This window comes from Actinophytocola sediminis (assembly GCF_054779715.1).
This window is the reverse complement of sequence record NZ_BAAGXS010000041.1, coordinates 83340-97752: the sequence shown is the minus strand read 5'-3', so window position 1 is coordinate 97752 and position 14413 is coordinate 83340. Positions and strand designations below refer to the sequence as shown.

At 72.0% G+C, this 14413-nt stretch carries 12 protein-coding genes; 10 read left to right on the top strand and 2 right to left on the bottom strand.

Going from position 1 to position 14413, the window contains the following annotated elements:
• Position 1: 1 nt before the first annotated feature.
• Together ACYVIP_RS24935 and ACYVIP_RS24930 are read right to left on the bottom strand one after the other, a co-directional pair.
• Positions 2-856, bottom strand: coding sequence for an acyl-CoA thioesterase (locus tag ACYVIP_RS24935; protein ID WP_460400402.1), 855 nt, complete (start codon positions 854-856; stop codon positions 2-4).
• Positions 853-2280, bottom strand: coding sequence for an AMP-binding protein (locus tag ACYVIP_RS24930; RefSeq protein WP_460400400.1), 1428 nt, complete (start codon positions 2278-2280; stop codon positions 853-855). Before ACYVIP_RS24930 ends, ACYVIP_RS24935 begins: the two co-directional genes overlap by 4 nt.
• 151 nt (positions 2281-2431) lie before the next feature.
• Between ACYVIP_RS24930 and ACYVIP_RS24925 the strand changes: the two genes are divergently transcribed.
• From ACYVIP_RS24925 to ACYVIP_RS24880, 10 genes are read left to right on the top strand one after another with little or no spacing between them, the layout of a single operon-like run.
• Positions 2432-3415, top strand: a complete 984-nt coding sequence (locus tag ACYVIP_RS24925) for an ABC transporter ATP-binding protein (RefSeq protein ID WP_460400398.1) — start codon at positions 2432-2434, stop codon at positions 3413-3415.
• Complete coding sequence (locus ACYVIP_RS24920; RefSeq protein WP_460400396.1) at positions 3412-4368, top strand: ABC transporter ATP-binding protein; 957 nt, start codon at positions 3412-3414, stop codon at positions 4366-4368. The genes ACYVIP_RS24925 and ACYVIP_RS24920 overlap by 4 nt, the downstream gene beginning before the upstream one ends.
• A gap of 44 nt (positions 4369-4412) precedes the next feature.
• Complete coding sequence (locus ACYVIP_RS24915; RefSeq protein ID WP_460400394.1) at positions 4413-5993, top strand: ABC transporter substrate-binding protein; 1581 nt, start codon at positions 4413-4415, stop codon at positions 5991-5993.
• Positions 5993-7039, top strand: a complete 1047-nt coding sequence (locus tag ACYVIP_RS24910; protein WP_460400392.1) for an ABC transporter permease — start codon at positions 5993-5995, stop codon at positions 7037-7039. The genes ACYVIP_RS24915 and ACYVIP_RS24910 overlap by 1 nt, the downstream gene beginning before the upstream one ends.
• 2 nt (positions 7040-7041) lie before the next feature.
• Complete coding sequence (locus ACYVIP_RS24905) at positions 7042-7893, top strand: ABC transporter permease (protein WP_460400390.1); 852 nt, start codon at positions 7042-7044, stop codon at positions 7891-7893.
• Positions 7877-10222 carry a CaiB/BaiF CoA-transferase family protein gene (locus tag ACYVIP_RS24900; RefSeq protein ID WP_460400388.1) on the top strand — a complete coding sequence of 782 codons (2346 nt, stop codon included), beginning with the start codon at positions 7877-7879 and terminating at the stop codon, positions 10220-10222. Before ACYVIP_RS24905 ends, ACYVIP_RS24900 begins: the two co-directional genes overlap by 17 nt.
• Entirely contained in the window at positions 10219-11427 is a 1209-nt protein-coding gene (locus ACYVIP_RS24895; protein WP_460400386.1) for an acyl-CoA dehydrogenase family protein, read from the top strand. The genes ACYVIP_RS24900 and ACYVIP_RS24895 overlap by 4 nt, the downstream gene beginning before the upstream one ends.
• Positions 11424-12521, top strand: coding sequence for an acyl-CoA dehydrogenase family protein (locus ACYVIP_RS24890; protein ID WP_460400384.1), 1098 nt, complete (start codon positions 11424-11426; stop codon positions 12519-12521). The genes ACYVIP_RS24895 and ACYVIP_RS24890 overlap by 4 nt, the downstream gene beginning before the upstream one ends.
• Positions 12518-13384 (top strand): enoyl-CoA hydratase-related protein, encoded by an 867-nt coding sequence (locus ACYVIP_RS24885; protein WP_460400382.1) that lies wholly within the window; start codon positions 12518-12520, stop codon positions 13382-13384. The genes ACYVIP_RS24890 and ACYVIP_RS24885 overlap by 4 nt, the downstream gene beginning before the upstream one ends.
• A complete protein-coding gene (locus ACYVIP_RS24880; RefSeq protein ID WP_460400380.1) occupies positions 13381-14388 on the top strand; it encodes a phosphotransferase family protein in 1008 nt (335 codons plus the stop codon). The genes ACYVIP_RS24885 and ACYVIP_RS24880 overlap by 4 nt, the downstream gene beginning before the upstream one ends.
• Positions 14389-14413 lie beyond the last annotated feature (25 nt).

Genomic DNA, 14413 nt, shown 5'->3' with positions numbered 1-14413 from the left:
CTCAGTCGGCCATCCGCACCAGCATCTCCTGCCCCGCGGTGGCCAGCAGGTCGCCCGCCGCGTTGTACATGGTCCCGAAGCCGACCGCCCGGCCGTTCCCGCTCGACGGGCTGCGGTTGTCGTAGAGCACCCACTCGTCGGCCCGCCCCGGCCGGTGCAGCCACATGCTGTGGTCCAGGCTCGCGGTGCGCACCTGCGGCCGGGTGACGCCGTGCAGCCGGAACGCGCCGCGCACGATGCCGAAGTCCGACAGGTACACCAACAACGCCTGGTGCAGCAACGGATCGTCGGGCAGCGGCGCGGTCACCCGCAGCCACATCGCCGACTCCGCCCTCGGCGCGCCGTCCGTGGGCGGGCAGGGCCGCAGCTCCACCGCGCCGAGCGGACCGTCGGGGTCGAACGGCGTCCGGCCGTCGAGTCCGTCGGGACCCGGCCGCCGCGGCATCGGGTCCTGGTGGGTCAGGCCGTCCTCTGGCACGTGGAACGAGGCGATCACCGCGCAGGTCGGCTCGCCGTCCTGGGCGGCCTCCACCCGCCTGGTGGTGAACGACCGGCCGTCGCGGATCGTGCTGACGGTGAACCGGGACTCCCGCGACGGGCTCCCCGGACGGACGAAGTAGCCGTGCAGCGAGTGCGGCACGGCCGGCGGCGCCACCGTCAGCGCCGCCGCCACCACGCACTGGGCCAGTGTCTGGCCGCCGAACACCCGCCCGGCCGGCAGCGCGGTGCTGGTGCCGGCGAACAGGTCGGGCCCGAGCCTGCGCACGGCCAGCGCGGCCACCAACTCGTCCACTGTGGACGATCCGGACCGGTGGGCCCGCCAGGCGGCCAGGTCCGGTCGCAGCACAGCGGTCACGGGAGCGTTCCCGGCAGCCGCCGCGCGCGTAACGCCGAGCGGCGGACCTTGCCGGCCTCGTCGCGCAGCGGGTGGTTGGTCAGCTCGTAGGCCCTCGGCCGCTTGTACGGCGCGATCAGCGTGGCCAGGTGGGCGTCCAGCGCCTCGGCGAGCACCCCGTCCTCCACCTCGACGATCGCCACCACCCGGTGCCCGAGGTCCTCGTCCGGCAGGCCGATCACCGCGCTGGCCCGCACCCCGGGATACGCGTCGAGCGCGCCCTCGACCTCGGCCGGGTACACGTTCGCGCCCCCGGTGACGATGCAGTCGGTCGACCGGTCGTCCAGGTAGAGGTAGCCGTCATCGTCGTAGTGGCCGAGGTCGCCGAGGGACTCCCAGCCGTCCCGGCTTCGCGGCCGCGCGCCGACGTAGTGGTAGGTGGAGCCGGGGCCGCCGGCCGGCATCAGGAACACCTCGCCGACCGTACCCGGCGGCACGATCGCCCCGTGCTCGTCCTGCACCTGGAACCGGGAGCCGCGGATCGGCCGGCCGACCGAGCCCCGGTGCGCGAGCCACTCCCGGCCGGTGATCATGGTGACGCCCTGGCTCTCGGTGCCGGCGTAGACCTCGACCACCCGGTCGGGCCCGAGCCAGTCGAGCCACGCCTCCTTCAGCCACGGCGCGCACGGGCCGCCGACGTGCAGCAGGGTGCGCAGCGAGGACAGGTCGGCCCGCGCGCGCACCTCGGCCGGCAGCCGCCAGATCCGGTTCATCATCGTCGGCACCAGCTGCATCCAGGTGACCCGGTGGCGCTCGACCAGGTCGAGCACGCCGGCCGCGTCGAACCGGCGCATGACCACCAACCGGTTGCCGCAGAACAGTCCGCGCATGGCGTAGATGAACGCCGCGTTGTGGTAAAGCGGCCCGACCACGAGCTGCACGCCGTCCGCGTGCAGGTACTCCACCACCGGGTTGGCCGGGTCGTACCATGGCGGGTCGTGGCTCACGATCAGCTTCGGCGCGCCGGTGCTGCCGCCGGAGGTCAGCGCCTTCCAGTGGGTCGGCACCCGCTCCGGTAACTCGCTCGCGTCCCGGTCCCCCGCCTCCGGTTCGCGGTCGACGACCAGTGCCGGGCCGGCCAGGGCGAGGACCCGGGCGCGCTCGGGCGCCGGCAGCTTGGGCGAGAGCGGCAGCGCTGTCGCGCCGAGCTTCCACACCGCCACGCAGGTGCGGAACAACGCCACCGAGTTGGGCAGCCCGATCGCGACCGTGGTGTCCTGGCCGACCCCGGCCGCGGCGTACGCCCTGGCCAGCCGGTTGGTCGCCAGGTCCAGCTCCGACCAGGTCATCGGGTCCGTGCCGGCCGCGTCGACCAGCGCGAGGTCGTGCGGGCGAGTGCGGGCGAAATGTCCGAACAGCCGGCCGATCGACAGTTCCGTGCCCACGGGTCCTCCTTGACACAGGGGTGACCGGACTTACTATTTGCACTGCGTGTGCATCTTAATCCGGGACAACTATTGACACGGATGTGATGCGACTTACTATTTGCACCATCAGTGCATATAGATGCCGCGGCGGTCAGCGAGAGGACCTGTCATGGGTGATCACCTGCTCGAGGTCGACCAGCTCGGGCTGACCATCGGCGGCACGCGACTGCTCTCCGAGGTGTCCTTCACCCTGGCCGAGGGCGAGGTCGTCGGCCTGGTCGGCGAGTCCGGCTCCGGCAAGACGCTGACCGGGCTGACCGTGATGGGCCTGCTGCCACCCACCGCACGGGCCAGCGGCACGGTCACCTTCGGCGGCACCGACCTGCTCACCGCCGAGGCCGACGCGCTGCGCCGGTTGCGCGGCAACGAGCTCAGCATGATCTTCCAGGAGCCGAGGGCCGCGCTGCACCCGGCGCGCCCGGTCGGCAAGCAGATCCTCGACGTGGTGCGCGCGCACGAGAACGTGCCGACCGCGCAGGCCACCGAGCGCGCCTGCGACCTGCTGGCCAGGGTCGGCCTGCCCAACCCGCGCCGCACGCTCACCGCCTACACCCACGAGCTGTCCGGCGGCATGTGCCAGCGGATCATGATCGCGATGGCGCTGGTGTGCGAGCCCCGGCTGCTCATCGCCGACGAGCCGACCACCGCGCTGGACGTGACCATCCAGGCGCAGATCATCGCCCTGCTGCACCAGCTGGCCGAGGAACGCGGCCTGGCCGTCCTGCTGATCAGCCACAACCTCGGCGTGGTCAGCGACCTGTGCTCCCGGGTGATCGCCATGTACTGCGGGCAGGTGGTCACCGTGGACCGCACCGCGAGCCTGCTGCGCCGGCCGCGCCACCCCTACCCGTGGGCGCTGCTCCAGGCGTCCACAGTGGACCTCGACACGGACAGGACCGAGGCCTGGCCGGGGATCGCGGGCGCGCCGGCCAACCCGGCCCGGCCGCCGGCGGGCTGCCGGTTCCATCCGCGCTGCCCGCACCGCCAGGACGCGTGCGTCGACGAGGTGCCGGCGCTGGTGCCCGACGCGGGCGGCGGGCTGACCAGATGCCGGCGCCATGACGAGCTCGAGCTGACCGGGTTGTCGGCATGACCGGTGGCGCGCTGTCGGTCGAGGACCTGGTGGTGACCTACGGCAACCGGCGCGACCCGCTGCGCGCGGTGGACCGGGTGTCGCTGCGGGTGGCCAGCGGCGAGACGTTCGGAGTCATCGGCGAGTCCGGCTCCGGCAAGTCCACTTTGGTCATGGCGGTCGCCGGGCTGCTTCCGGTGGCCGAGGGCCGGATCCGGATCGCGGCACCGGACGGCACCCTGGCCGACGCGGCCGGCTCCGTCGGCCGGGGCGGTCAGGTCCAGGTGATCTTCCAGGACCCGATGCTGGCGCTGTCGCCGAGCCTGCCGATCTGGCGCAGTGTGGCCGAACCGTTGGCGCCGGCCAGTTTCCGGGTGCCGACGCGGTTGCGGGCGCACGCGGTCGAGCTGCTCGGTCAGGTCGGCATCGGTGCCGAACTCGCCGAGCGCAGGCCCGCGCAGCTCTCCGGCGGACAGCGGCAGCGGGTCACCATCGCCCGCGCGGTCGCCGCGGACGCGCCGCTGATCATGTGTGACGAGCCGGTGGCCGCGTTGGACATCTCGTTGCAGGCCGGGGTGTTGCGGCTGTTGGACGAGCTGCGCGAGCGCAACGGGCTCACCTACGTGTTCGTCTCGCACGACATGACCTCGATCGCCCGGCTCGCCGACCAGGTCGGCGTGATGTACCTGGGCAAGCTGGTGGAGGTCGGCCCGGTGCGCGCGGTGCTGCGCGAGCCCCGCCATCCCTACACCCAGGCGCTGATCAGCGCCGTGCCCACCGTGTCGCTCCAGGCCCGCGCCCGGAGCAGGACGCTGCTGCCGGGAGAGATCCCGGACGCGCGGCGCCCGCCGTCGGGTTGCCGGTTCCGCACCCGCTGCCGCTTCGCCAAGGAGCGGTGCGCGGTCGAGGAGCCGACGCTCGGTGCCGACCAGGCGCATCAGGTCGCCTGCCACTTCTGGCCCGAGATCAGCTGACGGTCGCGGCCAACACAACTTTCCCCAGCACAAAGGAGTGCACGATGTCCGCACCAACTCCCCGGCGGGCGGCGGTCCGGCTGCTCGCCGGGACCGTCGCGGCACTGACCATCGCGTCGTGCTCCGCGCAGGCAGGCGGCGGGACCACCGGTGACGGCTCGGGCGAGCCGGACCCGCAGGGCACGCTGAACATCGTCCACGGCTCGACGCCCAACCAGTTCGACCCGTGCGGCACGCTGTCCGGATCCGAACTCGCTTATATGTCGGCGATCTACGCCCCGCTGCTGCGTACCGATCCGGGCACCGGCGAGCTGTCGGCCGGCATCGCGACCGAGTGGGTGACCTCGCCGGACGGGCTGACGCTGACCCTCACTCTCCAGCAGGGCCTCACGTTCCAGGACGGCACGCCGCTCACCGCCGAGACGGCGGCGACAAGCATCGACCAGTGCATCGCGCTGGGCAACCAGACCGTCCCGGGTCTGGAGGGCGTCGCCGCCAAGGGGCAGGACACGCTGGTGTTCACCCTGGAGCAACCGCTTTCCGGGCTGGTCGACCTGCTCGGCAGCCGGCTCGGGATGCTCGCCTCGCCCGTGGCGCGGGAGAAGTCCGGCGCGTCGTTCGGATCGACACCCGTTGGCGCCGGGCCCTATCAGCTGACCGACTTCGTGCCGGGCAGCTCGGTGACCCTCACCCGCTGGGACGACTACCAGCAGGCCGGTCCCCAGCCGGGCCGGGCGGCCACGATCAACGTCTCGATCATCACCGACCCCTCCGCCCAGGTCGCCGCGCTCACCGGCGGGCAGGCCGACTTCGGCTTCCGGCTGGAGCCGCCGGTGGTCACCTCGCTGAAGGACCAGCCGACGGTCACCATCAGCTCCGACATCGGCGTCGCCATCTCCGACCTGAACGTCGACCGCAGCCAGGGCCCGCTCGAGGACGTGCGGATCCGGCAGGCCATCAGCTACGCCATCGACCGCGAGGCGTTGGCCGAGACCGGTTCCGACGGGCTCACCGACGTCGGCTCGGTGCAGCCCTACCCGCCCGACCATCCGTTCCACATGGACGATCTGGACGACGCCTACCCGCACGACCCGGACAAGGCGCGGGAACTGCTCGCGCAGGCGGGGCACCCGGACGGACTGACCCTGCGCGGGGTTTCCCTTGACGGCAGCAACTTCCAGAACAACGGCGTGATCATCTCCGAGCAGCTGGCCGAGGTCGGCATCGAGGTGACGTTCGAGGCGAAGGCCCTGCCGGACGCGACCAAGCGGTTCTACACCGACCACCAGTACGACATCTTCTCCACCGGGATGAACTCCGGGCCGGACTGGATGACCATCTACCGCAGGCTGCTCACCACCTCATCGTCGGGCAACGCCGGCAACGCGCCCATCCCCGACGGCGACGCGGCGGTCGACGCGCTGAACAAGGCCACCTCGGAGGAGGAGCTGATGGCCGCGCTGCGCCAGGCCAACGAGGTGCTGCAGGAGCAGTTGCCGATCATCCCGCTCTACTACACCCCCTACGTCTCGGCGTGGACCGACCGGGTGGTCGGCGGGAAGGACGCGTTCGCGATCAACGGTGAGGCGGACTTCACCGCGCTCGGCGTCACCGCGGCCGGCTGATGCGCACCGAGGCGGCCGAGTCGGTGGCCGATCCGATCGAGGACGTCCCGGACACCGGTGGTGCCGCGAACGGGCGGCGCGGCCTGTTCGCGGCGGGCGGGCTGCCCCGCTTCGTCCTGCGCAGGCTGCTGTTGTTCGTGCCGACCGCGGTCGGCGCCGGCCTGCTGACCTTCCTGCTGGTCAAGATCATCCCCGGCGGCCCGGCATACGCCCGCCTCGGCGAGGAGGCCACGCCGGAGGCGATCGCGGTGGTGGAGAAGCAACTCGGGCTGGACCGGCCGGTGGTCGAGCAGTTCTTCGGCTGGCTTGGCCGGGCGATGACCGGCGACCTCGGCGTGTCGTTCCAGACCGGGCAACCGGTGTCGAACCTGATCACGCTGGCGCTGCCGGTGACGCTGGAGTTGGTGCTGCTGGCCATCATCGGCACGATCGTGGTGGCCCTGCCGCTCGGGGTGTACGCGGCCAAGCGGGCGGGCAGGCGGTCCGGGCGCTGGATTCGCACCGTGTCCGGGCTCGGGCTCGCGGTGCCGGACTTCTTCCTGGCGCTCGTGTTGATCAGCGTGTTCTCCGTGGGACTGGGGCTGCTCCCCCGGCTGGGCTATCCCCGGTTCACCGAGGATCCGCTCGGCAACCTCTACCACGTGATCCTGCCGGTGCTGCCGATGATCCTCGGTGGCAGCGCGATCGTGATCCGGCAGGTGAGCGCGGCGATGGTGGACGCGCTGGCCAGTGAGTACACCCGCACCGCGCGGGCGATGGGCCTGCCGGAGCGGGTGGTCACCTGGCGCTACGCGTTCCGCGCCGCGCTGCCGACCGTGCTGAACGTGGTCGCGCTGCTCGCGCTCGGCCAGCTCGGGGTGACGCTGGTGCTGGAGAAGATCTTCGTGCTGCCGGGCATGGGCAGCGCGCTGGTCAACGCGATCGGCGTGCGGGACTACCCGCTCATCCTCGGCATCGTGCTGGTGTACGTGGTGATCGCGCTGGTGGTCAACCTCGTGGTGGACATCGTCAACGGGCTGGTCAGCCCGGCGAGCAGGGGGGAGTGAGGATGCGCGGCAACCGGCCGACGGCCGGGCTGGTGATCGCCCTGACCGTCCTCATCGGACTGCTGCTGGCCGCGGTGCTCGCGCCGTTGGTCGCGCCCTACGACCCGCTGACCCAGGACCTGGACAACCGGCTCGGCGGACCGTCCATGGCCCATCTGCTCGGCACCGACCAGTTCGGCCGGGACGTGCTGAGCAGACTGATCTGGGGTGGCCGCAACGCGTTCGGCGGCGTCGCGATCGCCGTGGGGGTCACGTTCGTGCTCGGCGTGGTGTGGGGCACGGTGGCCGGGTACTGGCCGAAGTACGCCGGCACCACGCTGATGCGCCTGGCGGACATCATGATCGCGTTCCCCACCATGGTGCTCGCGGTGGCGATCACCGGCTCGCTCGGCGCCGGGCTGGTGACCTCGATGGTCGCGATCGGACTCGTGCTGTCGCCGAACACCGCGCAGCTGACCCGATCCGGGGTGCTCGCGGTGCGCCAGGCGCAGTTCGTGCAGAGCGCCCGGCTGTCCGGGGTGCGCACGCCGATCATCCTGGCCAGACACATCCTGCCGCTGGCGCTGCGGCCGGTGGTGGTGCAGCTGACCATCTACACCGGACTCGCGTTCGTCATCCAGGGCGTGCTGTCGTTCCTGGGTCTCGGGGTGCCGAAGCCCGCGCCGAGCTGGGGCAGCGACCTGTCCGACGCCTACGCCCAGATCCTGTCGGCTCCCGCCCAGATCATCTCGCCCGGGGTGCTGCTCGGGGTGGTCGTGCTGTGCGTGTACCGCATCGGCGACGCGCTGCGCGACCGGATGAGCTCGGGAGTCGTGCGTACAGAAAGGACCGAGGACGATGTCATCGTCGCCTGAGCCGCTTTCCGGTGTGCTGGTCGCGGATCTGTCCTCGACGGTGGCCGGGCAGTACGCCGGCCGGCTGTTCGCGCTGCACGGCGCGCAGGTCGTGCTGGTCGAGCCGCCGGGCGGCTCGCCGACCCGGTCGTTGCCGCCGCGCTCCCCCGACGGCGGGTCGTTCCTGTTCCGGCATCTCAACCAGGGCAAGGACTTCACCGAGCGCACCTCGTCGGCGGTATGCGAACTGCTTGCCACGGCCGATGTGGTGCTACGGGACCAGGGTGAGCCGCCCGCGCTCGCCGACCGGGTGGTCGACTGCGAGATCGGCGACTTCCCGCCAGGGCCCTACGCACACTGGCGGGGCACGGAGATGGTGCACCAGGCGCTGGCCGGGGTGATGAACGCGACCGGCACGGCGACCCGGCCGCCGATCTACGGCCTCGGCCAGCGGGCCGCCTACGCCACCGGCACCACTGCCTACATCTCGGCGTTGGCCGCGCTGCACGAACGCGGCCGTTCCGGGCGGGGCCAACGGGTGCGGGCGACGGTGTTCGAGTCGACGCTCGGGATGGCGCAGAACCTGGTGAGCCAGTACAGCTACAACGGCACCCAGGAGACCCGCGCCCGCTACCCGGGATTCCTGGCGGTGCTGCGCTGCGCGGACGCCTGGGTGGTGCTGTTCGCGATCCGGAACTGGCCGAGCCTGTGCCGGGTGTTCGGCGTGCCGGAACTGCTCGACGACCCGAGGTTCGCCACCGCGGGCGACCGCCTCACCCACTGGCCCCAGGTGGTGGACCTGTTACAGGGCAAGGCAACCACCATGCTGGCCGACGACGTGGTCACCGCCTGCCAGGCCGGCCGGGTCAGCGCGGAGAAGGTCACCACCCTCGGCGAACTGGTCACCTCCGAACACTGGCGGGCCAGAACCATGCTCACCCCCACCCTGAACCGCCTCTTCGACCTCCACCGCCCACCCCCGGCCCCCACCGCAGCGAAGGGCTCCTTCACTGCGTCCAGTGCAGCGAAGGGACCCTTCGCTGCGGTAACGGGGCGCGGGCCGCTGGCGGGGGTTCGGGTGTTGGAGTTCACCACGGCGTGGGCCGGGCCCTTCGCCGGGCGGTGTCTCGGTTATCTCGGCGCGGACGTGGTCAAGATCGAGGCACCGAGCCATCCGGACTCCTGGCGCGGCACCCGGGCCGGCGGCGCCCGGTTCTACTACCCCGACCTCGACCCCGGCACGGACCCGCAGAACCGCAACGTCCTGTTCAACTCCCAGAACCTGGACAAACGCTCCCTCGCGCTGGACCTGAAGCTGCCCGGCTCGGCACAGGTGCTGCGCGACCTCGCCGCGACCGCGGACGTGGTGCTGGCGAACTTCACCCCCGGCGTGCTCGACCGGCTCGGCGCGGGCCACACCGCGCTGCGCGAGGTCAACCCGGGCATCATCGTGGTCGAGATGCCCGCGTTCGGCCCCGGCGGGCCGATGTCGGGCCACCAGGGCATGGGCAAGACCATGGAACCCGCGTCCGGGATGACCGCGCTGATGGGCTACTCGGACGGCACCCCGGTGCTCACCGGCCCGGCCTACCTCGACCCGACCGGCGGGCTGAACGCGGTCGCCGCCGTGCTGACCGCGCTGGCCCTACGGGCGCGCACCGGCACCGGCTGCCGGATCGAGGTCCCCCAGGTCGAGGCGGCCGCGCACTGGATCGGCGAGTACGTGCTGGAGCAACTGGAAACCGGCACCACCTGGCGCCCGGACGGCAACGCCGCCGCCGGGTTCGCCCCGCACGACGCCTACCCGTGCCGGGGCGATGACCAGTGGGTGGCCATCGCCGTCGGCGACGACCACACCTGGCGAGCGCTGTGCGCGGCCATGGACCGGCCAGACCTCGCCGCCGACCCCCGCTACGCCACGGTCGAGCAGCGCACCGCCAACCAGCACGACCTGCGCGCCCCGATCACCGCCTGGACGTCCACACAGGACAAGACCGGGCTGGCGAGCAGGTTGCAGGATAACGGGATCCCGGCCGCGCCGGTGCTCTCCGGCGCGGACATCGCGACCAGCGAGGCGGTCCGCGCCGCCGGCATGGTGGTGGCGCTGGACCATCCGCTGGTCGGCCGCCGGGAGTACGGCGCGCTCGGCTTCCGGCTCGACCGCACCCCCGGCGGCCACCACCGACCCGCGCCCCTGTTCGGCCAGCACAACGACATCGTGCTGCGCGAGCTGCTCGGCTACGACGACACCCGGGTCGCCGAACTCCGCCAGGCAGGCGCGATCGCCGACCGGCCAACCGCCGACACCGACACCCCGAGCACCGCCACGAGAACGGTTCCCACCCCATGAGCACCCCGATCGACTACACCCCAGGCCAACTGGCCTTCCGCGCCGAGGTCCGCACCTGGCTCACGGCCAACGCGCCGGCCGAGATCCGCGGTGTACGGGTGCCACGTGGACCGTCCGATCTGGACGGTCTGCTGGCCGGCTGGGCCAAGACACTGACCGAGGCCGGCTACATGTGCGTCGCCTGGCCGAGGGAGTACGGCGGCCGAGGACTCTCCGGCGTCGAGGTGTCCATCATGAACGAGGAGTTCGGCCTGGCCGACGTGCCCCGGCTGACCAGGGGCATGGGCGAGTCCCTGGTGGGCCCGGCGATCATCGCGCACGGCACCGACGAGCAGCGGCGCCGGTTCCTGCCGCCGATCATCTCCGGCGACCACGACTACTGCCAGGGCTTCTCCGAGCCGGAGGCCGGCTCGGACCTCGCGAGCCTGCGCACCACCGGCGTGGTCGATGGCGGCGAACTGGTGCTGACCGGGCAGAAGGTGTGGACCTCCGGGTTCTGGAAGGCGAACATGATCTTCGTCCTGTGCCGGACGAACCAGGAAGCGCCCAAGCACAAGGGCATCTCCTACGTCCTGGTGCCGACCGAACGCGACGGCGGCCCCAACGGCATCGAGTTCCGCCCGATCACCAGGATCACCGGCAAGGCGCTGTTCGCCGAGACCTTCCTCACCGGCGCCCGCGCCCCACTGGACAACGTGATCGGCGGACTGGACAACGGCTGGCGGGTCGCGATGACCACGCTGGGCAGCGAGCGCGGCGGCAGCGCCACCACCCAGCACGTCGCGTTCCTGCGCCAGTTCTGGCAACTCGTCGACGCGGTCCGCGAACGCGGGCTGATCGACGACGTCCGGGTCCGCGAACAGCTCGCCTGGGCCTACGCCCAGGTGGAGACCATCCGCTTCGCCGGGCTCCAACTGGTCGCCGACCTCGCCGGCGGCGGCACCGGGCGTGGCCTCGGCAACGGGTCCACCAGCAAGATCCGGTGGTCGGAGTACCAGCGGCGGCTGACCGAGATCGCCATGGACCTGCTCGGCCCGGACGCGCTGGTCGTCGGCGAGGACTACGAGCTCAGCCACTGGCAGGAGGAGTTCCTGGTGACCCGTTCGCACACCATCTGGGGCGGCACCGCCGAAGTACAGCGCAACATCGTCGCCGAACGCGTGCTCGGCCTGCCGAAGGACCCCGCGCCGGGAGGTGCCCGATGAGCCTCGCCACCACCACCGAACAGCGGGAGCTGGGCGCCACCGTGCGCCGGTTCCTCGCCGATCGCGTGCCGCTGACCAGGGTCCGCGAGCTGATGGCCACCGAGACCGCGTTCGACCGGTCCAGCTGGGACGGTCTGGCCGACCTCGGTGTTCAGGGACTCGCGGTGCCGGCGGCCAACGGCGGTGCGGGCTACGGGTTCCAGGAGCTGGCGCACGTGTTCGAGGAGTGCGGCCGGGCGCTGCTGCCCAGCCCGCTGCTGGCCACCGTCGGCCTCACCCTGCCGGTGCTGCTCGCCGCCGGCGACGACCGGCACCTCGCCGGAATCGCGAGTGGACAGACGGTCGCCACCCTGGCCTGGCTGGCGCCCGGCGGCGACTGGGACTCGGCCGGCACGTCCCTGTCGGTCAGCGACACCGACACCGGCTGGCGGCTGTCGGGCAGCGCGTCGATCGTGCTGGACGGGATGGTCGCGGACCTGATCCTGGTGGTCGCGGGCACCGGCGCGGCGACCACGGTGGTCGCCGTCGAGCCGGACGCGAGCCTCACCAGGACCGCACTGCCCACTTTGGACCAGACCAGACCCCTTGCCCGGCTGGACTTCCAGGACACGCCGTGCACTCCGGTCGGCGCGGTCGGCGACGGCACCGCACTGCTGGCCACCGCTCTCGACGCGGCCAACGTGCTGCTGGCCGCGGAGATGGTCGGCGGCGCGCGGGCCTGCCTCGACCTGGCCGTGGACTACGCCAAGGTGCGACAGCAGTTCGGCCGCCCGATCGGCCAGTTCCAGGCGGTCAAACACAAGTGCGCCGAGACGCTGGTGGCGATCGAGGGCGCCGACGCGGCCGCCCGGTACGCGGCCTGGGCCGCCGACGCGAACCCGGCCGAGCTGCCGGTGGTGGCCACGCTGGCCAAGGCCTCGGCGGCACAGGCCTACTTCCGCGCGGCCGCGGACAACGTGCAGATCCACGGCGGCATCGGGTTCACCTGGGAGCACGACGCACACCTGTACTTCAAGCGCGCCAAGGCATCGCTGATGTTGTTCGGCGACGTCGGCGCCTACCACCGCCGGCTGGCCGACCGCATCGGGCTGTGACCGAACTGGAGGAGATCGTGACCACTGTAGAGACCTACGAATCCATTGTCGTTGACCGGGACGGCCCGGTCGGCGTGGTGACGCTCAACCGCCCGGACGTGCTCAACACCTGGGACTGGTTGATGTCCGCCGAGCTGAACCACGCCTACGGCGAGTTCGACGACGACGACACCATCCGCGCGATCGTGCTCACCGGCGCGGGCCGGGCGTTCTGCGCGGGTGCCGGGCTGCTGCCGGCCGGGCGCACCTTCGACGGCTCCCTCACCCGCGACGAGGCGCAAGCTCGGTACCCCGGCCCGCCGCGGTCCGCGGAGAAGCTGCGCACGCCGGTGATCGCCGCGGTCAACGGCGCCGCGGTCGGCGCCGGCATCACCATGGCGCTGCGCGCGGACATCATGTACGTGGCCCAGGACGCCAAGCTGGGCTTCGTGTTCAACCGCCGGGGCGTGATCCCCGACGCCGACCTGCTGTGGAGCCTGCCCAGGCTGATCGGCTACGCCCGCGCGATCGACCTGCTGTTGACCGGCCGGATCTTCCCCGGCCGGGAGGCCGCCGAGGCGGGGCTCGCCGCCCGCGCGCTGCCCACCGAGGAGGTGCTGCCCGCCGCGCTGGCCGCCGCCCACGACATCGCGACCAACGTCGCCCCGGTGTCGGCCGCGATCACCAAGCTGGTCGCCCGCCGGTTCCTGCAGGAGACCGACCAGGAAGCCGCGCTGGAGCTGGAACGCAAACTGTTCCGCTGGGCCGGCCAACACGCCGACGCCCCCGAAGGGGTCAACGCGTTCAAGGAGAAGCGCGCTCCACTGTGGACACTGTCGAAGACGCGGGACTTCCCGACCGAGCTGTTCGACGACGCCCGATGACCCTGCCAGGACTCGAACTCGCGCCGCTGCGGGACTACCTCGAGCGGGCCAGCCCAGGAATGACCGACGGTCAACTGACCGGTCAGGTCCTCGGCGGCGGGAAGTCGAACCTGACCTACCTGGTGACCGACGGCACCAACCGGTGGGTGCTGCGCCGACCGCCGCTGTGGCACGTGCTGGACACCGCGCACGACATGCGCCGGGAGTACACGGTGATGCGCGCGCTCGCCGGCTCCCCGGTGCCCGTGCCGGCGATGGTGCTGCTGTGCACCGACCCCTCGGTGCTCGGGGAACCCTTCTACCTCATGGAGTACGTGCCCGGCACGGTGCTGCGCGACCCGGCGCTGCTCGACGGGCTCGGCCGGCACCGGCTGCGCGCGCTGGTGCTGGAGACCGTGGAGGTGTTGGCCAGGCTGCACGCGATCGACAGCGCCGAGGTCGGGCTCGCGGACTTCGGCCGCCCGGTGGGGTTCAACCAGCGGCAGGTCAACCGGTGGCGCCGCCAGCTCGACGACTCCCGCAGCCGGGAGGTCCCCGGCATCGACGAGCTGCACCTGCGCCTGGCACGGGCGATCCCCGACGGCCGGGACGCCACCGTGCTGCACGGCGACTTCCGGCTGGACAACATGCTGGTGCACGACAACCGGATCAGGGTGGTGCTGGACTGGGAGATGTCCACCCTCGGCGACCCGCTGACCGATGTCGCGCTGATGCTGCTCTACGCCGAGCGGCCGGTCATGTCGGCGACCGGTCCGCCGCGCTCGCCGGTCTCGGTGCCCGGTCACCCGACGGTGGCCGAGATGCTCGCGCACTACGCTGCGGTTTCCGGCCGGGACCTGTCGAACCTGGCGTGGTACCGCGCGTTCGCCGCGTTCAAGCTCGCGGTGATCCTGGAGGGCGTGCACTACCGGCACCTGCACGGGCAGACCGTGGGGCCGGGTTTCGACCACGTCGGTGCGCAGGTACGGCCCCTGGTAGAACGCGGACTCGCGATGCTCGCGTGACGCGGGCAGAGGACAACCGCCGAAA